The sequence below is a fragment of the Blastococcus sp. TF02A-26 genome (genome assembly GCF_003319125.1).
GTDB lineage: Bacteria > Actinomycetota > Actinomycetes > Mycobacteriales > Geodermatophilaceae > Trujillonella.
In genome coordinates this window covers 60253-83971 of record NZ_QOHG01000007.1, presented here as the reverse complement: position 1 = coordinate 83971, position 23719 = coordinate 60253, and the positions used below count along the sequence as shown (strand labels likewise).

The following is a 23719-nucleotide window of genomic DNA, read 5'->3' as shown; positions in this document are numbered from 1 at the left end:
GCTAGTCGGAGCACCCCACCGCCGCCGGTCCGCGCGCTCAGCCGGGCGGCTCGGACCAGGCCAGTTGCACCAGCTGGGTGCCACCCCGACGGGTGACCAGCCAGCCCCGGCCGGGCGGCATCGGCTGCGGCTTCACCGTGCCGACGAGCGCGCCCTCCTCCTTGGCGCCGGAGAGGACGATGCCGGGGCCGGCGAGCTCGCGCAGCCGCATGAGCACCGGCTCGAACAGCGCCCGGCCGGCTCCGCCGCTGCGCCGGGTGACCACCAGGTGCAACCCGACGTCCCGGCCCTGGGCGAGGAAGTCCAGCAGCGGTGCGAGGGGGTTCTGCGCACCGGTGGCCACCAGGTCGTAGTCGTCGACCAACAAGTAGAGCTCGGGCCCGGTCCACCAGCTCCGGTCGCGCAGCTGCTCGGCGGTGACGTCGGGCCCGGGCAGGCGGCCGCGCATGACGCCCGCGACCTCGGTGATCATCTCCTGGGCGCTGGCCGACGAGGTGCCGTAGGCGAGCAGGTGCTCCGGGCTGATCGCCCCCAGCAGGCTGCGCCGGTAGTCCAGGGCGATGACCCGGACCTCGGCCGGCGTGTGCTGCTCGGTGAGCCGCCGGGCGAACGACCGCAGGAAGGCGCTCTTGCCCGACTCGGCGTCGCCGAAGACCACCAGGTGGGGATCGCTGGACAGGTCCAGGTGGACGGTGGACAGGTCGTCCTCGGCGATGCCCACGGCGATGCCGCGGTTGGGGTCGGCGAGCAGGTCGCCGTAGCCCACCTCGGGCGGGAGCAGCCGGACCGGCGGCGCCCCGGGGCCCCGCCACGCCCGGGCGACCTCGTCGACCAGGTGCGCCGTGCCGTCGGCGAGGTCGTCGGTCTCCTGGACGCCGTCCAGCCGGGGCAGCGCGGTGAGCACGTGGAACTTCTCGGCGTTCAGGCCGCGGCCGGGGGCGTCGGCCGGCACGTTCGTGGCCGTGCGGCGGTCCAGCAGGGAGTCCGAGGGGTCGCCGAGCCGCAGCTCCAGCCGGGTGCCGAACAGGTCCCGGATCCCGGGGCGCAGGTCCATCCAGCGGGCGGCCGCGGCGACGACGTGGATGCCGTAGGACAGGCCGCGGGTGGCGAGGTCGGTGATCAGCGGCTCGAGGTCCTCGAACTCCCCGCGGACGGTCGCCCAGCCGTCCACCACCAGGAAGACGTCGCCGAACGGGTCGTCGGTGACCCGGCCCTGGCGCAGGCCGCGCCGGTAGGCGGCCATGCCCTCGATCCCGAGCCCGGCGAATCGGGCCTCCCGCTGGGCCAGCAGGGTCCGCAGCTCGGCCACGGTGCGGCGGACGACGTCCACGTCGGTCCGGCCGGCGACGGCGCCGACGTGCGGCAGCCCGCGCAGCGCGCCCAGCGCCCCGCCGCCGAAGTCGAAGCAGTAGAACTGCGCCTCTCGCGGGGTGTGGGTCAGCGCCAGCGAGGCGACCAGCGAGCGCAGCAGGGTGCTCTTGCCGCTCTGCGGCCCGCCGACGACGACCGCGTGCCCACCGGCGCCGGACAGGTCCAGCACCAGCGGGTCGCGCCGCTGGTCGGCCGGGCGGTCGACCACACCGACGTGCGCCCGCAGCGTGCCGGTGACGTCGGGGTTGTCCACGGTCAGCCCGCGCTGCGGATCGGTCACCAGCGGGGGCAGCAGCTGGTCCAGCGTCGGGGGCTCCCGCAGCGGCGGCAGCCACACCGGGTGGGCCGGCGCGCCGCGGCCGTCGAGCCGGTCGACCAGGATGTCGAGCAGGCTCTCGCCGAGGGCCTCGGCCTCGGCCGGCGACGGCTCCTCGTCCTCGGGCGCGGTGTCGACCGGCGGAGCGAGGTACTGGGTGTCGAACGGCAGCACGGCCAGGCCGGGGGAGCGGCCGTCGGGGTCGCGCCGCTCGGTCGCCCGCCGGTAGGTGCCCGAGACGTAGGCCGCGCGGAACCGCTCCAGCGGGTCGGTGCCGAACTTGACGTAGCCGTAGCCCGGGGCCCGCGGCAGCTCGAACGCGTCGGGTGCGTTGAGCACCACGCGGCTCTCCATCGCGGAGTTGGTGCGCAGGGCGATGCGGTAGGACAGATGGGTGTCCAGGCCGCGCAGGCGGCCCTCCTCGAGCCGTTGCGAGGCCAGCAGCAGGTGGACGCCGAGGGACCGGCCCACCCGGCCGATCTGCACGAACATGTCGATGAAGTCGGGCTTGGCCGACAGCAGCTCGCTGAACTCGTCGCAGATGATGAGCAGGCTCGGGACGGGCGCCAGCGGGACGCCGGAGAGCCGGGCTCGCTCGTAGTCGCGCAGCGAGGCGTAGTTGCCGGCCGACCGGAGCAGCTCCTGCCGGCGGACCAGCTCGCCGTTGATGGCGTCGGTCATGCGGTCGACCAGCGGCAGCTCGTCGGCCAGGTTGGTGATCACCGCCGAGGTGTGCGGCAGCCGCTCGAGCCGGCTGAACGTGGCGCCGCCCTTGAAGTCGCTCAGGACGAAGTTCAGCGTCTCGGAGTCGTGGGTGCAGGCCAGCGCGAGGACCAGCGTCCGCAGCAGCTCCGACTTGCCCGACCCGGTGGCGCCCACGAGCAGCCCGTGCGGTCCGACGCCGTCCTGCGCGGACTCCTTGAGGTCGAGCTCGATCGGCGCGCCGTCGGGGCCCACCCCGATCGGCACGCGGAGCAGGTCGCGGTTGGGCCGGGGCGCCCAGCCGGCGGTGACGTCGAAGGCGAACGGGTCGCCGATGCCCAGCAGGTCGGCGAGGTCGGTGGTGGTGCTCATCGACTTCTCGCCGCGGCCGCCGGTGGAGAGGCGGAGCGGGGCCAGCTGGCGGGCCAGGGCCTCGATCTGCGCCTCGCCGAGCGCGTCGGCCCGGCCGATGAGGGTCTCGCCGTCGGTCGTGCGGCTGGTCAGCGCGCCGGAGTCGTCGACCTGCAGGACCAGGGTTCCGCGGTCGAGCAGCCGCGGGGCGGGGCTGCTCAGGTCCAGGACGGTGACCCCCTCCATCCCGCCCTCGGTGGCCAGGTGGTCGGAGCCCGCCGTCTCCCCGCCGTCCAGGACGACGACGACGTGCGGGCCGCCCACCGTCCCGACCGGCCCCGTCGGGTTGAACCGCGGCCGGGTGGCCAGCAGGTCGTCGAGCTGGGCCTCCAGCGCCGGCAGCGTGGGGGCGACCAGCCGCACCCGCCCCAGGGCGTCGGAGCGCTCCGGGTGCAGCGCGTGCGGCAGCCACTTCGCCCACTCCCACGCGGCACGCTGCTCGGGCCCGGCGCAGACGGCGACCAGGACGTCGTCCGGGCTGTGGTGCACCGCCAGCTGGGCCACGACGGCACGGACCAGCGCCCGGACGCGGTCCTCGGGACCGAGCAGGTGGACCCGTCCGAAGCCGTTGACCGCCATCGCGACCGGCAGCTCGGGCACCGCCGACCAGGTGAGCACGAACCGCCGCAGGGCGCCGGCGCACAGCGGCTCGAGCTCCTCGAGCGGTCCGGTCTGCGGGGGCACGACCGGCGTGGCCAGCGCCTGCGGGCCCAGCCCGATGCGGACGGCGCCGAAGTCGGCGTGGTCGGCGCGGCGTTCCCACAGCCGGTGGCTGGCCGCGGTCGTCCAGAGCTGGTCGGGCTCGGGGTGGCGGTAGAGCATGGCCCGCCGCTGCTGGTCGGCCGCCCGTTGCGCGGACCGCCGCTGCAGGGCCAGGTGGCGCATGTAGGCCCGGCGCTTGGCCGCCATCTCCTTCTTGCCGGGGCCGCCGCCGTTGAGGAAGCCCATGGCGACCATGCCGAGCGCCGAGACGCCGAACAGCCCGCCGGCCATGTAGCCGAGCGGGCCGCTTCGGCCGCCGGTGAACAGCAGCGCCATGGCGCCGGCCCCGGCCAGCATGGGCAGCACCATGAGCATCTGCGACCAGCGGCGGCCGGTGTCGGCGGGCAGCTCCGGCGGCGGGTCGAGGACGATCTCGCCGGCGGGCAGGTCCGGGGCCTCGCGGCGCGGTCGGCGGTGCACGACGACGGTGCTCACCGGCCGGATCACCTCCCCGGAGGAACTTCCCGTGCGGCGGGCTGCCGGCTCGGACCCCGCCGTATCGTAGGCGAGCTGTCGCCCGCCGTAGTCCCTGACGAGGAGAGCCGATGTCGCCCGAACAGGGGATCCCGGGCGCGCGCGGGGCCGGCCGGTGACCCGCGCGATCAGCGGCGGGCTGGCGCGGATCACCGTGGCCGCGCCCGACCGTCGGGTGGACGTCGCGCTGCCCGACGCCGTGCCCGTCGCCGAGCTGCTGCCCACGCTGCTGCGGCACGCCGGCACCGGCCTGGCCGACGCCGGCCAGGAGCACGGCGGCTGGGCGCTGCGGCGGGTCGACGGCACCGTCGTCGACCCCGGCCGCTCGCTGGCCGGCCAGGAGGTGCGCGACGGCGAGGTGCTCCACCTCGTGCCGCGCCAGCGCGAGTGGCCCGAGCTCGACTACGACGACGTCGTCGACGCGATCGCCCGCAGCGCGCGCGAGCGCAGCCGGACGTGGGGCAGCGCGGCCACCCGCCGGGCCGGCGTGGCGGTCGCGGCCGTCGCGCTGGTGCTGGCGCTCCTCGCCGCGCTCGGCGCCGGGACCGACCGGACGACGGCCGGGAGCGTCGCGCTCGGGGTGGCGGCCCTGGCGCTGCTGACCGCCGGGGTGCTGGCGCGCGCGCTGGGCGACGCCGGCGCCGCGGTGGTGCTCGGGGTCGTGGCCATCGCCGGTGCGGCGGCCGGTGCCGCCGTCGTCGGGCTGGGGGACCGTGGGCTCATCTCGCCCGGACCCTGGCAGGTCGTCGCCGGCTCGGTCACCGGCGCCTGCGTCTCGCTCCTGGTGCTGGGCCTGGTGTCGGTGCACGCCCAGTACGCCGTCGCCGGGGCGACCGCGGGGCTGCTCGGGGCGGTCGCCGGCCTCGCCGCCGTCACCGACGCGGTCGACGCCGTCGACGCCGCGGCGCTGGTCCTCGTGCTGGCGGTGGCGGCCATCCCCGCCGCCCCGCTGCTGGCCGTCCGGCTGGGCAAGGTCCCGATGCCGGTGCTGCCGGCCACGACCGAGGAGCTGCTGACCGACCGGCCGCAGGTGTCGCGGGCCCGGGTGGCCGCGCAGGTGCGGCGGTCCGACGAACTGCTCACCGGCATGCTCGCCGGCGCCGGGCTGGTCGCGGTGGTCGCCGCGGCCGTGCTGGTGGCCGACCGCCGCTGGACGGCACTGCTGCTCGTCGGGCTGGCCGCGGTCGGCACGCTGCTGCGGGCGCGGCTGTTCCCCGCCGTCCGGCACCGGGTGAGCCTCCTCGTCCCCGGCCTGGTCGGGCTGGGCCTGCTCGCCGCGGCCGGGACCTCGCTGTCGGCGTCGACGCGGCTGGCGGTGCTCGTGCCGGCCCTGGTGCTGGCCGCGCTCGTGTCGCTCGCGGCGGGGCTGCGCTTCGCCGACCGACGGCCGAGCCCGTACCTGGGACGGGTGGCCGACGTGCTGGAGGTGCTGGTCGTGCTGGCGCTGGTGCCGGTCGCCTGCCTGCTGGTCGGTCTGTACGGGTACCTCCGCGGGCTCTACGGCTGAGGCGCGGGGATGGCGAGCCGTCGGGACCTGTTCCAGGCCCACCAGTTCATGGTGCAGCGGGTGGTCTCCGGGCTGGTGCTCCGGGAGAGCGACCCCCCGCAGAGCCCACTGCGCCGGATGGGCGGCACCGTCTTCGCCGGCGTGATGGTGGCGGTGCTGTCGCTGGCGGTCGCCGGCGTCATCGGGGTGATCTCCCCCGGCGGCAACACCACCTGGCAGGAGTCCGGCGCGGTGATCCTCGAGGAGGGCACCGGCGCCCGGTACGTCTGGCTGGCCGACGAGGACGGCGTGGAGCACCTGCACCCGGTGGTCAACTTCGCCTCCGGCGCGCTGCTCACCGGCGGGACCGACGTCGTCTCGGTGTCCGCGGCGTCCCTGGCCGACGCCCCCCGCGGGCGCCGGCTCGGCATCGTCGGTGGTCCCGACGGGCTGCCGGAGCCCGGGCGGCTGGCCGACGGCGGCTGGACGCTGTGCTCGGCTCCCGCCCGGCTGGACAGCGGTGAGCAGCAGCCCCTGACCGCGGTGGTGGTCGGGAGCACGTCGTCGGGCGGAGTGGCCCTCGGCGAGCGGGCGGTGCTCGTGCGGGACGTCGAACGGGGGACGTTGCACCTGGTGTGGCAGGGCCACCAGTACCCGGTGCCCGACGAGGACGCCGTCCTGGAGGGGCTCACGCTGCGCACCCAGCCGCAGGTCGAGGTCGGGACGGCGTGGCTGTCCGGACTGCCCGCGGGGGAGCCGCTCCAGCCGGAGCCGGTGGCCGGCCGGGGCGCGGCCAGCGCGGCGGTGGCCGGTGCCGTCGTCGGCCAGGTGCGGGTCGTGCGGTCCGGGGACGGCGCGCAGTACTACCAGGTGGCGGCCGACCGGATCGTCGAGATCACCGAGGTGCAGGCGGCGGTGCTCCTCGCCGCGCCGGAGACCGCGGCCCAGGCGTACGGCGGTGCGGTGGCCGAGGCGCTGCCCCTGACCGCGGCGGAGGCCAACGCGGCGCCCCGCGAGGAGCTGCCCGACGCGGTGCCGACCGATCCGCCGGCCGCCCCGCCGGCCATGGCCGAGGTCGTCGGTCCGGAGGACACCGTGTGCGCCGGCTTCTCCGGCGCCACTGCGACGCCGTCGATCGCCGTGGGCGCCACGGTGGACACCACCGGTGCGTCGCCGAGCCCCCGGCAGGCCGACGCCGGGACCGTGCTGGCCGACCTCGTCGTCGTCGCGCCGGGCTCCGGGGCGCTGGTCGAGGCGCGGCCGTCCGGCGAGGCCTCCCGGGGCGCGCTGTTCCTGGTCACGGACGAGGGCTGGGCCTACCCGGTGCCCTCGGAGGACGCCGCCGCACGGCTCGGGTACGGCGGGGTGGAGCCGGTGGCCATGCCCGACCAGCTGGTCGCCCGCGTGCCCACCGGACCGGCCCTGACGGTGACCGCGGCGGGAGCACCCGCCCTGGGCTGACGCACCCGTTCGGGGGACGGCGGGACCGGCGCTCCGGTCGTCGGACGCCGGAGCGCCGGGTAGGTTCGCGATCGCTGAGGAAGCCGGGAGAGGTCGCGGACACCGATCCGACGCTCGCCCGGACCGATCGAGCGGTGCCGCACGGCGTCGCACACCGAGGGCAGGAGCGAGGCATGGCACAGGGGACGACGACCGACTCGGCCACGATGGCCCAGTTCGCCAACCGGGCGACGGAGGTCTCGGCGAGCCTGACGCAGATGCTCACCACACTGATGAACAACCTGTCCGGGCTCGAGGGCTCGTGGCGCGGGCTGGGTGGCACGGCGTTCGCCGCCACCAAGGCCACCGTGCAGACCGAGACGACCCGGCTGAACACCGCGCTCAGCGGGATCGCGGCCGACGTGGGCACGGCCGGCACCAACTACGCCAACGCCGACAGCGAGCAGCAGTCGCAGATGAGCTCGGTCAACAACCAGACCAGCGGCATCACCAGCGGCCTGACCGGCGTCTGAGTCCGAGCAGCGAGAGGGAGAGCAGCGATGAGCAGCGGCGGCGTCTACGCGGTCAACTGGGGCCAGCAGCAGGAAGCGGCCTCCATGGTCAGCAGCGCGGTGTCCACCATGGACGCCCAGCTAGCCGACCTCAACAACCAGGTCAACAACCTGATCGGCACCTGGGACAGCGACGCGCGCGAGGCCTACCTGGCGCGCCAGCAGCAGTGGAACAGCGCCTCGGACAACATCAAGGCGGCGCTCCAGCAGTTCGTCACCGGACTCAACTCGGCGGCCGACACCTCCTCGAGCACCGAGTCCACGAACGTGGGCGTCGTCAGCGGCTGACCGACCGGTCCCCGCTCCGCACGGGCCGCCCCGGATCTGTCCGGGGCGGCCCGTGGCGTCTGCGGGGCGGCTCAGCTCCGCGCGTCGGTGCGGTCGAACAGCGCCGACGGCGGTACGAAGCCGGGTGGCTCGTCCGGCGCCGCGGCCGGCGGCCGCACGCCCACCCGCCAGCTCCGCCGGCGCGCCCGGGGGAGGGCCCAGCCGGCCGCGGCGGCCAGCGCGCCCGCCCCCACCACGCCGAGCACCACCCACGTCGAGCGGTCGTCGGCCGCCTCCCGGGCCTCGGCGGCGGCCTCCGCGGCCGGGTCGCGGGGCGGCGGACGGTAGGGGGCACCGGCCACCGGACCCACCTCGGTGGTCGGCTCGGTGAGCGCGCGGCCGGGCGCGAGCAGTCCCGCGCCGTAGCCGGCCTCCCCGGGAGCGGGCAGCGCCGTGGCGGCGAGCCGGTCGGCGACCGCGGCCACCCGCGCCGGACCGCCCGGCAGCCCGAGGTCGGGGTCGGCGACGAGCAGCGCCGCGGTGGCCGCGACGAGGGCCGCGGCGGGCGCGGTGCCCGAGTACACCTGCTGCGCCGTCGTCCCGGTGGAGACGACGTCCCCGCCGGGCGCGGCCAGGTCGACGTAGGGCCCGATCGCCGAGGTCGGGAGCCGCAGGCCGGTGGAGTCGACGGCCGCCACCCCGAGCACCCCCTCGTAGGCCGCGGGCAGCGGGACGAACGGCGTCGGCCGGGTCTCGCCGTCGCGCTCGCGGTCATGGGCGTCCCCGACCGGCGCGACGACGACGACCCCGGCGGCCACCGCCCGGGCGACGGCCGCGGCCAGCTCGGGGGAGTCGGTGTAGGCGACGACGCCGAAGAGCACGACCTGCGCACCGGCGGCGACCGCGGTGTCCAGGCCCACGGCCAGCCGCACCGGGTCGACCGGCTCGTCGCCGGGCGTGCCGACCGGCTCCTCGGTCACCTGGATCGGCAGCACCTGCGCGTCGGGCGCCAGGCCACGGAGCCCGACGCCGGTCGAGGCGCCGGCGACGACCAGCCCCGCCAGCCCGCTCGCCGACGGCGTGCAGTCGACGTCGGCGGCGCCGCCGTGGACCAGGTCCAGGCCGGGGAGGACGCGCCCGGCCAGCTGCGGGTGCGACGCCTGGACGCCGGTGCCGAGGATCGCCACCGTGACCCCGGCGCCGGTGCTGAACGGCCACACCTCGCCGGCCGGGTCCCAGTCCAGCTGGGACCAGGGCACGTCCTCCACGAGGGAGTCCGCCCGTGGCGGCTGCTCGCAGACCTGGGTCGCCGCGGCGGGGGAGGCGACCAGCGGTGCGGAGGTCGACAGCGCCGCCGTCACGGCCGCGACGACCGCCCACCGCGACGTCGTCGGCCCGCTCCGGCGCGGGGAGCGACGGTTCACCCCATCGGGCACGAACGTCTCACCTCCCCGTCGCGGGCGTCCCGTTCGCGCTGTCGCGGGCGGGTGCAGTCAGTATCGTTCGACGGGCACGTCCGCGAAGGTCAGGGAGGGGGCGACCGTGAGCCAGCCCGAGCGTGGCGAGGTCGCGGCCCTCCGCGAGTACGCCGGACAGCTGCAGGACCGGCTGCACCGGATGATGGAGCAGGGGCCCCGTCTGGCCGAGCGGGCGCGGGCCGTGCAGGCCACCGAGACCTCCGACGACGGGCTGGTGTCGGTCACCGTCGGCCCCCGGGGCGACCTGCTGCGGCTGGACCTGGACCCCCGGATCTACCGCCGTCCCGACTCCCGCCGGCTGGCCGACACGATCACCGAGACGGTCCACCGCGCCGCGCGCGCGGCGCAGGACCGGGTGGTCGAGGTGTTCGCCCCCGTCGTCGGCGAGGAGCAGCTGCGCGCGACGCTGGACGGCGACACGGAGACGCTCACGTCGATCATGACCGAGCAGATGCGGGGCGGGAGGTGATGTCGGATGTCCTATGACGAGGTGCGCGTGGACCCCGCCGTCGCGGCGGGCGGCGTGCTGGCCTGGCAGGCGGCCGCCGAGGCGCTCCAGGCGCGGGTGCGCGAGGCGACCAGCGCGATCGAGTCGGCCCACGGCACGCAGCCGTGGGGTGGCGACTCCGCCGGGGAGCAGTTCTCCGGCGCCTACCTGGAGAGCGCCCCGACCGTGGCCCAGGGCGTACCGGCGACGGCCGACCAGCTCGTCGAGCTGGGCGACGGCGTCGAGCTGGCCATCCAGAGGTCGCTGGACTCCGACGCCGAGCAGGCGGCGGAGGTGACCGTCGAGGTCGAGAGCGGCCTGTAGCGACCCCGCCCCGCCGTCGGCGGGGCGAGCGGGCCGGGGCCATCGGGGCGCGGGCTCGTCCCGGACGAGTCAGGAGGTGGAGTGGAGCACCCCGGCGACGTCGAGAGCCCCTTCGCCTGGCTCGGGGGCTCCGACGGGTGGTGGAACGACCTCCTGTCGATGATCTTCGCCGGCAGCACGTGGCCCGAGGGCAGCGAGTCGGCCATGTGGGAGCTGTCCGACCAGTGGCGGGAGCTCGGTGAGGCGCTGGCCGCGAGCTCCGAGGAGCTGCAGGCGGCGGCGACGCAGCTGATGGCCGGCTGGGACGCCCCCGCGACCGAGACCTTCGCCGACCTCGCCCAGCAGCTCATCGCCTCGCCCGACTCCGGCCTGGTCGCGCACATGCAGAACGTCGCGATGATGGCCGAGCAGACCAGCGGGTTCGCGCTGGAGACGCAGTACGCCAAGATCTCGATCAACGTGGCCGTGGCGGTGGCCGTCGCCGCGGCCTTCGTCGCGCTGATGACCGCCTGGCTCGGCGGTGTCTCCCTGGCGGCGCTGGGGCCGATCGCGCTGACCGGGCGGACCGCGGTGTCGGCGGCGGTGCAGAAGCTCGTGGCGGCCGCGGGTCGCAGCTTCGCCACCCGGGCGGTCACCCGGGCCACGGCCCGGGGGCTCGGCACGCAGCTGGCCGGTGCTGCGGGTCGCGGTGCGGTGCAGCGGGTGGTCACCCACCGCCTCACCCACGAGGTCGTCGAGGAGGTCCTCGAGGAGACCGCCATCGACGTCATCAGCCAGGGGATCCAGGTCGTCAACGGCGACCGCACCGACTGGAACTGGACCTCGACCGGCATCTCGGCCGTCGCCGGAGGCACCGGCGGGCTGATCGGCGCCGGCGCGGTCGCCCCAGCGCTCGCCCGGCTCCGGGGCACGCGTGGCCTGAACCGGGTGGACGACCTGGGTCGGGACGCGGCCGGCAACTCGCTGCCGGGGCTGCGCAACTCCGGGCTGCGGACGATGGACGGCCTGGCGACGACGGCGGCGACCAACACCGTCGCGTCGCCGGCCGGCAGCGTCGTCGGCAACCTCGTGGTGACCGGTCAGCTGGTGCTGCCGACCGGTGGCGACTTCCTCGGCGCCGCGCTCGGTGCGGCCGGCCGGTACGGCACGATCAGCCCCTTCAACCCGTCGGTCATCCGGGCGGTGGTGGACCCGGTCGGCGCGCTGTCGAACCTGCAGATGGACACGGCGGCCGGCCTGCTCGGCCGCGCCGACGCGGCGCCGTCGACGGCGCCGGGGGTCGGCGCCGCTCCTCCCGCCGGTGGCGCCGGCTCGGGCTCGGGTCCGGTGGGCCCGACCGGCTCGGGCCCGGGTTCGGCGGGCTCGACCGGCTCGGGCTCCGGTACGGCCGGCTCGACGGGCTCGACCTCCGGTGCCGGCCCTGCGTCGTCCGGTGGCGCGACCGCGCCGGGCTCCCAGGGAGCCGCCTCCCCGGCGCCCGCCCACGGCGGGGCAGCGGCGGCACCCGACGCCGCACCGGCGCAGTCGCAGGCGCCGGAGTCCGCTCCCGCGCAGTCGGCGGCGCCGGCGTCCACCGCTGCGGACGCCGGTCCGTCCCCTGCGACCGCGCCGACGGCGGAGACGCCGTCCCCGGGGACGGCGACCGCGTCGGACGCGGCACCGTCGGCGAGCCCGCCGGCCGCTGCTCCGTCTGACGCTGCTCCGTCGGATGCCGGTCCGGCTGCGACCGCCGCGCCGGTCGACGCGACCGCGCCCCCGACCGCGACGGGCGCCGACACCGCCGGTCTCCCAGCGCCCGTGGCGGCGGCGTCGACGGACGCGGGCAGCCCGGTCGTCGCGTCAGGTCCTCCCGCCGAGGGCACTGGCGCTCCTCCCGCGACGGGAGCCACCTCGACGCCGGCCGCAGGGACCACCCCGGCCCCGGGCGGGACGGCGCCCGCGAACCAGGGGAGTGGCGCGACGCCCGGCGCGCAGCGCACCGACGGCGGTACCGGCACGCCGGCCTCCGACGGCGCTCCGGTGGAGACGTCGCCGAGCACTCCCGGCGAGGTCGGCCACACCGCAGCGGACAGCGCCCCCGCCGACAGCGCCCCCGCCGACACGGCGCCGGCCGACAGCGCCTCCACCGACTCGGCGCCGGCCGACAGCCCGGCGGGCACCCCACCGGCCGGGCCGCCTCCCACGCCGTCCACCCTCGCCGACGGCAGCCCCGCCGACGGCAGCCCCGCCCCGGCGCCGCCGACCCCGGCCGCGGCGCAGGCCCAGATCGCCGCGGCGGTGTCGGTGGACGCCCTCGTCGACCGGCTGGCCGAGCAGAGTGCCCGCGACGGGACCCGCACGTTCTCCCGGGCGGAGGTCGAGGCCGCCCTGCGCGCGCGGGTGGCCGGCCAGCGCAGCGCTCCGGTCATCCCGGACGACGGAGCTCCCTCCGGCGACCCTGCGGGGACCGGACCGGTCAGCGAGTCCGGTGGCCAGGTGCGACCGAGGAACGTGCTGGACCCCGACGTCCAGGAGGAGTGGGCGGGGCGGGTGTACGCGGCCCTGGTCGCCGACCCCTCCGTCGTCCCGACGATGGAGCAGGCGCTCCGGGACACCGCCCGGCTCGACGGCAGCACCGGCTTCTCGCGGGCCGAGCTCGAGCAGGTGCTCCGGCACGTCGTCGTCGACGAGCACCTGCTCAACGACCCGGAGACGAACCTGCCCACCCGCGTGGCCCGGTTCGACCCCGACGCGGACATGGCCGAGGCGTTCCTGCGGGTGCTGCGCGGCCGGCCGACGCCCGCCGACGTCCTGCTGCTCGAGCACGAGGTGGCCGAGGCGCAGTACCTGGCCGCGCAGCCGGATGCCACCTACCGGCAGGCCCATGCCTACGCGAACCGGCGGGCCGACTGGGAGGCCCAGACCCGGGAGCGCACGGGCGAGACGATCGAGGGATGGGAGGTCGCCGGTGGCGATCCACGTGGTGTACCGCAAGGTGGCCGAGACGCCGGAGTCGGTGGAGTACCGGTACGGCCCGACCGAGGACCAGCTGGAGACGACGCTGGTGATCGACCCGCGTCGGCCGACGGAGACACCGACGGTCGGGGCGGACGAACCGCTGATGCCGCCGGTGGTACGCGGGCTGGTCAAACGGCAGCGGGCGACGGGGACGTGGCCCGAGCGCGGGGTGATCGAGCACTAGGCGAGGCCGGCCGGCCCCCGGGGGACCCGGCTGCGACGAGGGGTCCTGGCGAGCTGGGAGCAGCTCCTCGGAGCGGAGCCGAGGTCGGCGGCGACCCGCGGGGAGAGCGGACCCGCGAGTCGGGAGCCGGCCGCTGGTCCGTGGACGACCCGGCCGTCTGGGAGCGGGCCGAGCAGGCCTACGACCGGTTCCGTGCCGACGACTCCGACATCGACCGCATCGCGGCGAACCTGGCGGGCACCCTGCGGGCCGACGGCGTCCGGCGCTTCGACGCGGCGGACGTCGCGGTGGTCAAACAGCACGTCATGCGCGACGAGCACACCTTGATCGACCCGGACACCGGCGCTCCGACACGGCGTCGGTTCGACGCCGACCCGAAGATCGCCGAGGCATGGCTCCGGATGCAGTCGGGTGCGCCGGCACCCAGCGACGTCACGCTCCTCGAGCACGAGCTGCTCGAGGCGTCCCTCATGCGCGCCGATGCCGACCTGACCTACCGCGCGGCTCACGCGCGTGCCAACGTCGATCACGACTGGGAGTCGCTGGTCTACCCGGAGCCGGCCCGCGGGCCCGGCGGAACAGGAGCAGAGCGTGGCGGTTCTCGTGTTCTGGACGAAGGCGGAGGAGACCGCGACGGCGGTGAGCTACACCTTCGGCCCGAGCCCCGAGGAGCAGCCGGCGCGGCTGACGGTCGACAAGTCGACGGGGGAGCTGACGTCGGTGACCGGTCCGTTCGACCACCTGGCTCCGGTGGTGGTCGGGAAGTCGCGCGCGACGGTGTCGCGGACGGGGAGCTGGCCGGACCGGGGCGGGCACCAGGGCTGAACCTCGGCCGCGACGCCGGAGGTGCTGATGCGGCCGCCGCCGGGGCCGACGAGACCGGCCCCGACCCGGGCTCCGGCCCCGGCTCCGGCCCGACCGGTCGCTCGGGCGACGTCCCGGTCCGGCTGGTGGACGGCACGCTGCACACCCCGAGCACGGGGCTGGACACGGTGCAGCTGCCGCCCTCGTTCTCCGACTCGGTCGCCGACCACCTGCCCGACGGCATGACCGCCGCGGAGTTCGACCGGCTCCGGGTGCAGCGCGCCGAGGATCTGACCGAACTGCAGCGGGAGCAGCTGCGGAGCATCCGCGAGAGCGTGCGGTTCCCTCCCGACACGCTGGTCCAGCGGGTCATGCCGCGTGCCCACGCCGACAGCTACCTGTCCGGTGCCACGTTCACCGACGCGCAGGGCACCGTCACCTTCCGGCACACCCACGCCGCGGGTTTCGTCGCGCGGCTGGGGGACGTCGCGGACCTGCGGACGGTGCCCGACGTGATCGAGGGCCTGCGGCTGGACTACGAGCCCGGTCCCTTCCTGGGCAGCGTCGAGTCGGTCGCGACCCTGCGCTTCCCGCTCCCGCCCACCGCCCGGGTCGCGGCGCCCTACGCCCCGGTCATGGGCGGGGAGCACGAGCAGCCGGCGCCGTTCACCGGGAACGGCTTCACCATGAGCGCGCGGCACCGGGTGCCCGAGGCGGTTCCTGCCGCGCCGGTCGAGCTGCCCGACGGCGCCGAGCTGTGGTCCGTGGCCGCCGACGGCACCGAGACCCTGCTCGGGGTCTACGACGGCTTCGAACGGACCTGGATCGGCGTCGCGCCGGACCAGGACCCGCATCCCGACCCGCAGGAGGATCACGACGGTGGAACCGCAGCACCCGGACGGCCTGTACGTGGAGTGGCAGGGACGGACCTATCGGGGCTCGAACAGCGGGGACCCGGCGACCCTGCTGGTGTTCTCGGAGAGCCAGGAGGACCCGCAGTTCACGCCGGGTCGGGGCGGCCGGGGATGGCGCCGCCTGGTGCCGACCAGCGAGGCGCGCCTGGTGCAGCTGAGCTCGCGGTGCCGGTGGCGGGGCGAGGTGTTCTGGGTGCTGTCCCGCAGCAGCCCGCCGGGTCACCTGCGGCTGAGCTGGACCGGGACGGACCCGGCGCGGGCCGACGCCCTGGGGCTGACACGGGTGGACAAGTTCGCGTGGGAGGTGACGGTCCCCGAGTCGGAGGTGACCGACATGGAGCAGGTCCGCACGACGGCCTGAGCCCGGACGACGGATCGGGGCCTGACGCCGGCGCCTGGCAGGCCCATCAGCAGGGGGACGATGGCAGTGCGCTACTCGGTCCGGGAGACGTTCCCGGCGATGACGGGCGGGCCGAGGGTCCTGGGCGTGCTCCTCGACGGGACGACCCCGGACGGGGTGACCCTGCTCCTCGAGGCGACCGGAGCGCCGATCCGGGCACCCTCCTTCGATCGGCACACGCGGAGCACGGAGGAGGAACTCCGGATGGGGCTCCTGCTGCACCCGGAGGACGCGCTGACGCCCGGCTCGACGCTGGTCAGCCCACCGGAGGCCTGAGCGACCCCGCTCCGCAGGACGGCTCGCGCGAACCCGGTCCCGCCGACCCCACCGGCGTCCCGCGGCCGGTCGTGGAACCGGGCCGGTACCTCGACCCGGGGGACGAGGTCGCGGCCCGCCTGCGGGAGGCGCACGAGCGCGCGAACGACGTCCGGCAGTGGCTGGGCGGCATCAACCCGAACTGGACGGCCATCCCGGCGCAGGACCCGGCGGCCGGGCCGTGGCGCTACAACTGCGGGGACTGCTCGCGGCGCTTCGCCGACGCCTACCAGGGGCTCGACGTGTCGCCGGCGTGGGGCGACACGCGCCTCGGCGAGACCGCGGAGATGTGGCAGTGGGCCGGCGCCGAGCCGGCGAGCACGCTCTCCGACGACGACGGCAGCGACCCCGCGGAGTTCACCCGCCGGGCCTGGGACGCACTCGAGCGGTCGCTCGCCGACCTGCCGCCGGGCACGGTCGCCATCGTCGGCGTCGACTGGTCCGACGGCGGCGGGCACTGGTTCGACGCCGTCCGGACCGAGGCGGGCACGTGGTGGGTGGACGCACAGACCGGCGAGGCGAGTCCGTGGCCGCCCGGTTACGGGGACCCGATCCGGGTGCTCGAGGCAGTGGCACGGCGTCCGGGTGGGCGCTGGGAGGGAGTGGACGTTGTCCGAGCCGCAGGGACCGGAGGAGGCCGCGCTGACAGCGGTCCGCGAGTGGCTGCGGTCGAGCGAGACGCCGCAGCAGTTCCGGGAGGCGTGGGTGACCCGGCCGTACCGGGACGCGACGCTGGTCGCCCCGGCGCAGCCGAAGCGGGGGGCGCCGCTGTTCCTGGTCCTCGGGAGCGTCGTCCAGATGGTGCCCTCGGCCCGGACGCAGTCGATGGAGCAGCACTACGACGAGCTGGTGGGCCGGCAGACAGGGGCTCCCTGACCCGACCGTCGACGGACGCGGCCGTCGCGCTGGCCCGGCAGCTGGAGCAGCAGGCCCTCGCGGCCCTGACGGCCGAGCAGCGTGCGGAGCTGGACGCGTCGGTGCGGCAGGTCGAGGCCGTCGCCGACGAGGTGACCGCCCGGCTGGGCGCCCTGGTCTCGGCCGCCGCCACCGCCACCGGCGTCGGCATGCGACTGGAGGGGCTGGGACACCGCGTCAAGACGGCGGCCTCGTTGGCCAGGAAGGTCGAGGCCGACGTGCACGCCGGGGTCCCGCTGGCCGAGGCGCTGGAGGAGATCGGCGACCGACTCCGCTTCACCGTCGTGACCTCCGCGGAGGACTACACCTCGGCGGTCACCGAGGTGGTCGGCCGGCTCCAGGACCTCGGGTCCCCGTCGGTGAAGAACCTCTGGCGGGAGGGGAACCGGTTCCTCGGCCTGAACGTGACGGTGCAGCCGGCCGACGGCCCCGCCTTCGAGGTGCAGTTCCCGACCGAGGAGTCCTACCGGGTCGGCGCCGCGACCCACGGCGACTACGAGGTGTTCCGCCTCGGACACGAGGTGGCCGGTCCGCTGGCGCTGCCGCCGGCCCTGGGCCGGATCCTCGACGCCAACCGGGCGGCGGGGCTGGACACCGCGATCCCGGCAGGGGTGGAGGATGCGTTCGGCGCCGCGGTCGACACGGGCGCCGCGCGGACGGTCCGCCGTCAGCCGGACATGGTCGCGCGGTACGTCGCCGCGGTCGCCGCGCTCGGCACGTCGATCGAGGCGCACCTCGAGTCGGAGGGCGTGACCGCCGGGACGGCGACCGAGCTCGCCAGGGTGATCCGGGGAGAGGACGAAGGTGCGGACGAGAGCACGAGTGGTCTACCGGGAGGTCCGGGGAGCGCGGAGCCGGACGCTGCGGAGCATCCACGTGGTCCACCCGGGACCCTGGTCACGCGCGATGCTGCTGAACCCGGCCGAGGGCAGGTGGGTGTTCGATCCGGGAGTGGTGCAGCGGGCACTGATCCAGGACCTGGACGCCGGGACGGACGCGATCACCGAGGTGGACCGGACGCGGGCCGAGGAACTGGCCGCGGAACTGGGGACGACGCTGCCCGGCGAGCAGGAGCTGATCGACCGGATGGAAGCGGAGGACACCCGGGACCGGCAGCTCCCGACCGACTGACCGGCCGGGAGGCGGACTCCCGCGCCGAGCTGGCCGAGCTGCGGCAGCGCATGACGGCGCTGTCGCCGCTCACCCGCGTGCGGGCCGGCGGCCGAGCGGCGGCGCTGCTGCGGTCGCTGCAGCTGGTCCAGGGCGTGGCGGATCCGGCCACCGGTCAGGTCTCCGGCGCCTCACCCGGCTTCGCGGAGCGGCTGGCGGCGCTGCCGCCGGACACCCGCGCCGACGTCCTGACCCTCAACCAGGCGCTGGGCTGGTCCGGGGTGCCCGACGCCGTCGCCGGGCGCTGGGCCACCGCGGTCCGCGTCGTCTTCGGTGGCGGTGCCCCCGCCGTGCTGGCGCAGGTGCCCGCGCTCGCCATCGGTCTGCTGTCCGGGGACGCCGGCCGGGCGCTGACCGCCGTCACCAGCGCGGCGGCCGGGCTCGCCGGATCGGTGGGCGCCGGCTTCGCCGACCGGGCACTGGCCCGGCAGACCGCCCGCCTGCAGGCCCACGACCTCGCCCGCCAGGGGCTGACCCCGGCGGTCCGCTCGGTCCTGGCCGCGGCGCGGGCCCGGCTGGACGGCGACCTGACGACGGCCGCGGCGGAGCTGGCGCAGCTGGAGACCCGGCGATCCACCGCCCCGGCGCGACCCCGCGGCCCCCGGCGCCTCGCCGGCCGGTGGACCGGCGGCCGGGTCCCCGGGGCACCCGCAGCCGCGTCCGGCCCGGTCGCCGCCCAGCTGGCCGCCGGACCGACGGGCGCCCCCGGTCTCGACGCGGACGCGCGGCTGCCCCGGCTGGGCGCGTGGCTGGCGAAGGCGGCCGCGGCACCGGCCTTCGGCCTGGTCGGTCTCGGCGTCCTCGCCGTCACCGCGCTGCCGGTCTCGACGACGCTGGCGGCGGGTCTGGGGGTGTCGCTCGGCGCCGCCGCGTTCGCCTCGGTCGCCCAGCGGGCCCTGGCCGCCCAGGCGGCGCGGCTGGACGTGGCCCGGACGACGCTGCTCGACGCCCGGACGGCGACGCTGGCCCGGGCCACCGCGGACCGGGAGATCGCCGACGCCGTGGCGCAGCGGGACCGGGCGCGGTCCCGGTTGGACGCCGTCGACGGGCGGCCCGTCGGGCCCGTTCCTCCGCCGGCCCAGGGGGACCGGCTGGTGCCCGGCCGGACCTCGGGGGTGATCACCGAGGCCGACCTGACCCCCGCCGACCGGCAGCGGCTCCAGCGGGTGGAGGCCGACGCCCGCGCTCTCGCCGAGCTGCCGCCCGGTGCCTCCCGCGCCACGGTGACCGCGCTGACCGAGCGGCTGCGGGCCTCCGCCGCCGAGGCCGGGATGACGAGCGACGCGGCGGTGGACACCGGCGGCGATCCGGACCGCTCCGGCTGGCCGCGGCGCCGGGTGCTCCTGGCCCCCGCGCTGCTGGACGTCCTGCAGCGCCTCGACGAGGTCCCCTCCGCCGTCCCCGGGCTCGCCGCCCACCTGGGCGCCGCCGCCGTCGGCACCGCGCTGCCCGGCGCGCTCAGCGCGACGATCGCCGCGTCGGCGGCGGTCGGGCTCGGGCCGCTGGCCCTGATCACCATCGGGCTCGCGCCGGCCGCGGCGGCCGCGGCCTCGGCGGTCCGCACCCACCGGGCCGCGGTCGCCGTGGAGACCGCGAAGAACCGGTCCCGCAGCGCGGACCTGCCCGGCCCCGCCCGGGCGTTGCTGGACACCGAGCTCGCCGACCTGCGCGCCGAGACCGCCACCCTGGTCGAGGCGGCCGACGCGCGCGCGGAGTCCACCCCGCCCCCGGGCGACCGGCGGGAGCGGGCGCTGGCCCGGGCGCGCACCACGCTCGGCCCGGACGCCGCCGCCCGCCTCGCCCGCCGGCCGGCGGACCCCCCGCCCGCGCCCGTCCCCGTGAAGCCGCCGGTCACCGCGCCCTGGCTGGAGTCGACCGCGACGGCGGTGGCCGGGCCCGTGGTCACCGCGACCGCCGCCCTGGCCGCCTGGCAGGTCCTGCACGCGGCGCACTTCGGGCCGATCTGGTCGCCGGCGACCTGGACCGCCCTCGTCGCCGGCACCCCGGCCGCGACCAGTGCCACGGTGGTCGCGGCCACCGTCGTCGCCGTCGGCGCGACCGCCCTCACCGACAGCACCGAGACCCTGCTCAGCCGGTCGAAGGCCCGCGCCGAGCAGCAGCGGTCCGCGGCCCTGACGGTGCACGAGCACGTGCTCGCGCGGGCCGCGCGCGACGCCCTGCTCGACGCCGACCGCGTCCGGCTCGGCGAGCTGCGGCGACAGCTGGCCGAGCGCCGTGCCGAGCTGGGTGCCGGCCGGATCGCCGCCGAACTCGGCAGCGGCGCCGCGTCCGACCCCGGCACCGCGCTGTTCACCTGGGCACGCGCGGTCGCCTGGCTCGCGGGCCAGGTCGAGGGCGTCGTCCGTCTCGTCGCCCGGCGGGCGCCGGCCGGCGGACCGGTGCACCGCGCCGCCCTGGACCGGCTCGCCGCCGGGCTGCCGGCCACACGCCCGGCCGACGCGGCCGGCACCCTCGCCGTGGTGCTCGACGAGCTCGAGCGCACGCCGCCGGCTCCGGCCGACGGCGGCCTCCCGACCGGGCCGGAGCTGCAGCGGGTGGTCGACGCCGCCGCCACGGTCGGGTCCCCGGCCCGCGCCGGGCGGACCGGCATCGACTGGGCGTACGTCACCGCGGTCGCCAACGCCACGGGCTGGTGGCGGGACGACGAGGAGGCGGTGGGGCTGCGCCCGGTGCGCCCGGTGCCGGGGTTCCGGCCGCCGCCCCAGCAGTCGAAGCCGGAGCCGTCGAAGCCCCAGCCGGCGCAGCAGGAGCAGTCGGCGCCGTCGGAGCGCCAGCCGTCGGAGCCCCGGCCGTCGGAGCCGGAGCAGGCCGAGCGGGGACCGTCGGCGCCGTCGCCCGCCCCGGGGCCCGCGGCGGCGCCGCGCGCGTCGACGCCACAGGCACGACCGGCACCGGCAGCAGCGCCGTCCCCGCCGGTGCTGGACGAGCCGTGGTCCGACGGCACCGGCCACACCCGGACGACGCTGGTGACCGTGGTGTCGCCGGGCGGTGCGGTCGTCCCGCTGGTGGTCAGCTGGGTGGAGGCCGTCGGTTCCCCGCCTGCCCTGGTGCTCGCCGAGCTGCCCGGCCGGCCCTTCTGGTGGGGCGTGCCGGTGGCGCTGCAGCAGGCCGTCGACGCCGCCCTCGCCGCGCTGACCCCGCCGGCCGACCGGTTGCCGCACGCGGTGGTGCTCGGGCAGCGCCAGGGCGACCCCGACCCGTCCCGGTCGGGTCGGCTCCCCTTCGAGCTGGCCGTCCTGCCGGTCGAGGTCGGCGGTGGGACCGCCGTCCCGGTCCCGGGGCGGTCGGTGCGGCCGCTGCCGGCCGGTGACGTCGCCATCGCGGCGACCGCCTGGCGGCTGCGACCGGCCGCCGAGCTGCTGTCCGCGCTGAACCGGCCGAGGACCCCGGCCGGCTGACCTACCGCGCGGCCGGCTCGCCGACGTCGAGGTGCCCGCACCCGGCGGCGAGGAACCGCGGGACGACGCTCCACAGCCGGGCCAGCGGTCCCGCCCGCTCGGCGGCGGTCGCCACCGTCGTCCGGTCGGGGTCCTGGAACGCGCGGAGCACGGCGGCCGCGGACCACAGGTCGGCGGCGTACACCGCGGCGAGCCAGACCTCGGCGTCCGCCGCGGACACCGTCAGGCCGGCGCCGCCCGGGACCCCGAACACGAGCGCGTCCGCCCGGCTGCCGGCGCACGAGCCGAGCGCCCGGGCACGCACCCGCGCGGACACCGGGACCACCGCGGGGTCCTCCGGCCGGACCCGGACGAGGAGGTCCCGGGCGAGCAGCCGGTCGACGTGCTCGGGCTCCAGCCGGGCGCGGGCCACCCGCTGCTCGAGGAGGGCGGCGTCACCGGGGAGCGGGTCGTCGGGCCGGGGCCGGGCGAGGTCCCAGACGGCGGCCTCCGCCGGGTCCAGCAGCTCGGCGGCGTCCCCCCGGCGGACCACGCCCGGCACGGGACCGGAGCCGTCGAGGCCGTGCAGCGGGCCCAGTCGGTGGCCGACGGGGAGCACGAGGCCCGGCCAGCTCATCGGACCTCGCCCGCGGGGTGCAGGGCGACCACCGACGAGCCGCACAACCGGGGGAGCGCGCCCGCCAGCCGGCGGAGCAGGGCGTCGCCGTCGGCGTCCTCCGGCGCGGGGACGCCCGCCTGCCGGGCCAGCGCGGCCAGTTCCGAGCAGGCGGTGCGCAGATCGGGCCAGCGCCCGGCCAGCGACACGGCGTCGTACAGGACGCGGGGGAGGCGGGCGAGCTCGGTGCCGCCCAGCCCGTAGCGGAACACCGTCGGCTCCTCGGGGGTGTTGCCCCAGCCCTCGGCGAGCGGCAGCAGGGTCAGCCGCTCGGCGGCCGGTCCGGGGTCGGCCGGGTCGATGCCGGCCACGAGGTCCAGCGCGGCCAGGCTCGCGAGCACGTCGTCGACCTCGGCGGCGGGGAGGTCGACCGCGGCGGCGACGTCGGCCGCCGTCCAAGGGGCGCCCTCGGGGTGCACCGGGGACCCGTGCGCGGCCCGCCAGACGCGCAGCTGACGGGCGTCCAGGACGCGGATGCTGTGCCCGGTCAGCACGCCGGCGCCGTCCGGCCAGAGCTCGGCGCACCAGCCGAGGGCCAGCACCCCCGGCCCGGGCGCCCGCGTCACGGTGCGGTTCCGGGCAGCCGGACGTCCAGCCAGCCGGCGCCGACGCAGAGCAGGTCGTGCAGCCAGCCGACGAGGTCTCCGACGACGGCGGCCGGGTCGGTCTCGGCCGGCACCGGGTCGGGGTCGTCCGCGGCCGCCCCGGCGAGGAACTCCGCGGCGGCGCGCAGGTCCCCGAAGAGCGGGGCGAGGCTCCAGAACTCGTAGACCCGGGGCGCGACCTCCCGGATCGGCGCCGAGCCGACGAGCCCGATCGCGCCGTTGCCGGACTGCTGGTAGCCCAGCCCGCCGAGCAGGCTGTACCAGCGGTGCCCGCGGGCGAAGCCGCTGGCGTCGGCGGGGTCGACCAGTGCCAGCAGCCCGCGGCCGGTCAGGTCGGTCAGGATCCGGGCGACCTCCGCCGGCTCGATCGCCGAGGCCAGCCGGGTCAGCTGTGCGCTGTCGGTGGGGAGCAGACCGGCCAGCTGCGGCACGCCGTGCGCGAGGCTCCACACCTCGAACTCGGGGCCGTCGGCGAGCAGGTGCACCTGCTCGCCGACCCGCACGCGGTGCCCCCGGACCGGCGCACCGGCGGCGGGGACCAGCGCGCCGAGGTACTGCCCGACCGGCAGCACCAGCCGGGCGTCGTCCGCGGCGGTCACGCTGCTGCCGTCCGGGGAACGGCCCGGTCCAGGTGCACGGCGCCCACCGACAGCAGCGTGGGGAGCGCATCGAGCACCCGCCCGAGCAGGACGACCGGATCACGGACGTCGTCGGCGGACGGGCGCGGCGCGGCCGCCACCTGCTGCACCGTCGTCCAGAGGTCGGTGTCGAGGTGCCCGAGCACGACCACCTCGTACACCGCCTCGTCGACGTGCACGAGCGGCTGGCCGGGCAGACCCAGTGACCAGGCGGCGGGCTCCTCCGCGCTGTTGCCCAGCGGCAGCAGCGCGACCATGACGCGGACCCGCTCGGCCAGGGCGAGGGCTCCGGCGGCGTCGGCGGGGGCCTCGACCACCAGGCCGTCGTCGGCCAGGCCGGTCAGGACCTCCCGGGCGTCGGGGAGACCGGCGGCGGTCGCCTGCAGCAGCACGTCGTCCGCCGTCCACGGACCGGAGACCCCCGGCAGCCCGTGCGCCAGCGCCCACACCGCCCACTGCACCGGGTCGACCTGCCGCAGCTCGTCACCGACCCGGACGTCGAACACGAGGCCGCCGTCCCGCTGGCCGAGCGACTGCCCGAGCGGGAACAGCGCGCGGCCTGCCCGCGATCCGGCCTCCACGCTCATCCAGGCGACCCTAGCGAGGGCGGCGT

At 77.3% G+C, this 23719-nt stretch carries 13 protein-coding genes; 7 read left to right on the top strand and 6 right to left on the bottom strand.

Features of this window, described 5'->3' with window-relative positions; genetic code table 11:
* Window positions 1-37: 37 nt before the first annotated feature.
* Window positions 38-3997: a type VII secretion protein EccCa gene (gene eccCa, locus DQ240_RS09865; protein ID WP_113839546.1), complete on the bottom strand. Its 3960-nt coding sequence runs from the start codon at window positions 3995-3997 to the stop codon at window positions 38-40.
* 154 nt (window positions 3998-4151) lie between these two features.
* Between eccCa and eccD the strand changes: the two genes are divergently transcribed.
* The 4 genes from eccD (at window position 4152) to DQ240_RS09845 (ending at window position 7822) form a co-directional block, all read left to right on the top strand.
* Window positions 4152-5543 (top strand): type VII secretion integral membrane protein EccD, encoded by a 1392-nt coding sequence (gene eccD, locus DQ240_RS09860; protein WP_158548625.1) that lies wholly within the window; start codon window positions 4152-4154, stop codon window positions 5541-5543.
* Between the two features lie 9 nt (window positions 5544-5552).
* Window positions 5553-6983, top strand: coding sequence for a type VII secretion protein EccB (gene eccB / locus DQ240_RS09855; protein ID WP_113839438.1), 1431 nt, complete (start codon window positions 5553-5555; stop codon window positions 6981-6983).
* 173 nt (window positions 6984-7156) lie between these two features.
* Entirely contained in the window at window positions 7157-7495 is a 339-nt protein-coding gene (locus DQ240_RS09850) for a WXG100 family type VII secretion target (protein ID WP_113839437.1), read from the top strand.
* A 27-nt stretch (window positions 7496-7522) separates the two neighbouring features.
* On the top strand, window positions 7523-7822 hold the full coding sequence (locus DQ240_RS09845) for a WXG100 family type VII secretion target (RefSeq protein WP_113839436.1): 300 nt from the start codon (window positions 7523-7525) through the stop codon (window positions 7820-7822).
* Between the two features lie 71 nt (window positions 7823-7893).
* On the opposite strand, the gene DQ240_RS09840 is transcribed toward DQ240_RS09845, so the two are convergent.
* Complete coding sequence (locus DQ240_RS09840) at window positions 7894-9237, bottom strand: S8 family serine peptidase (RefSeq protein ID WP_113839435.1); 1344 nt, start codon at window positions 9235-9237, stop codon at window positions 7894-7896.
* 106 nt (window positions 9238-9343) lie between these two features.
* Between DQ240_RS09840 and DQ240_RS09835 the strand changes: the two genes are divergently transcribed.
* The 3 genes from DQ240_RS09835 (at window position 9344) to DQ240_RS09825 (ending at window position 21208) form a co-directional block, all read left to right on the top strand.
* A complete protein-coding gene (locus tag DQ240_RS09835) occupies window positions 9344-9748 on the top strand; it encodes a YbaB/EbfC family nucleoid-associated protein (RefSeq protein ID WP_199589221.1) in 405 nt (134 codons plus the stop codon).
* Between the two features lie 6 nt (window positions 9749-9754).
* The gene (locus DQ240_RS09830) at window positions 9755-10090 is read left to right on the top strand and encodes a hypothetical protein (RefSeq protein WP_113839434.1); all 336 of its coding nucleotides are present in this window, start codon (window positions 9755-9757) and stop codon (window positions 10088-10090) included.
* 81 nt (window positions 10091-10171) lie between these two features.
* Window positions 10172-21208 (top strand): toxin glutamine deamidase domain-containing protein, encoded by an 11037-nt coding sequence (locus tag DQ240_RS09825; RefSeq protein WP_113839433.1) that lies wholly within the window; start codon window positions 10172-10174, stop codon window positions 21206-21208.
* A gap of 1 nt (window position 21209) precedes the next feature.
* Here DQ240_RS09825 and DQ240_RS09820 read toward each other — a convergent pair whose 3' ends face one another.
* From DQ240_RS09820 to DQ240_RS09805, 4 genes are read right to left on the bottom strand one after another with little or no spacing between them, the layout of a single operon-like run.
* Window positions 21210-21824 (bottom strand): hypothetical protein, encoded by a 615-nt coding sequence (locus DQ240_RS09820; RefSeq protein WP_113839432.1) that lies wholly within the window; start codon window positions 21822-21824, stop codon window positions 21210-21212.
* Complete coding sequence (locus DQ240_RS09815) at window positions 21821-22429, bottom strand: hypothetical protein (protein ID WP_113839431.1); 609 nt, start codon at window positions 22427-22429, stop codon at window positions 21821-21823. The genes DQ240_RS09820 and DQ240_RS09815 overlap by 4 nt, the downstream gene beginning before the upstream one ends.
* Complete coding sequence (locus DQ240_RS09810; protein WP_113839430.1) at window positions 22426-23067, bottom strand: hypothetical protein; 642 nt, start codon at window positions 23065-23067, stop codon at window positions 22426-22428. Before DQ240_RS09810 ends, DQ240_RS09815 begins: the two co-directional genes overlap by 4 nt.
* Window positions 23064-23693, bottom strand: a complete 630-nt coding sequence (locus tag DQ240_RS09805) for a hypothetical protein (RefSeq protein WP_147261970.1) — start codon at window positions 23691-23693, stop codon at window positions 23064-23066. Before DQ240_RS09805 ends, DQ240_RS09810 begins: the two co-directional genes overlap by 4 nt.
* Window positions 23694-23719 lie beyond the last annotated feature (26 nt).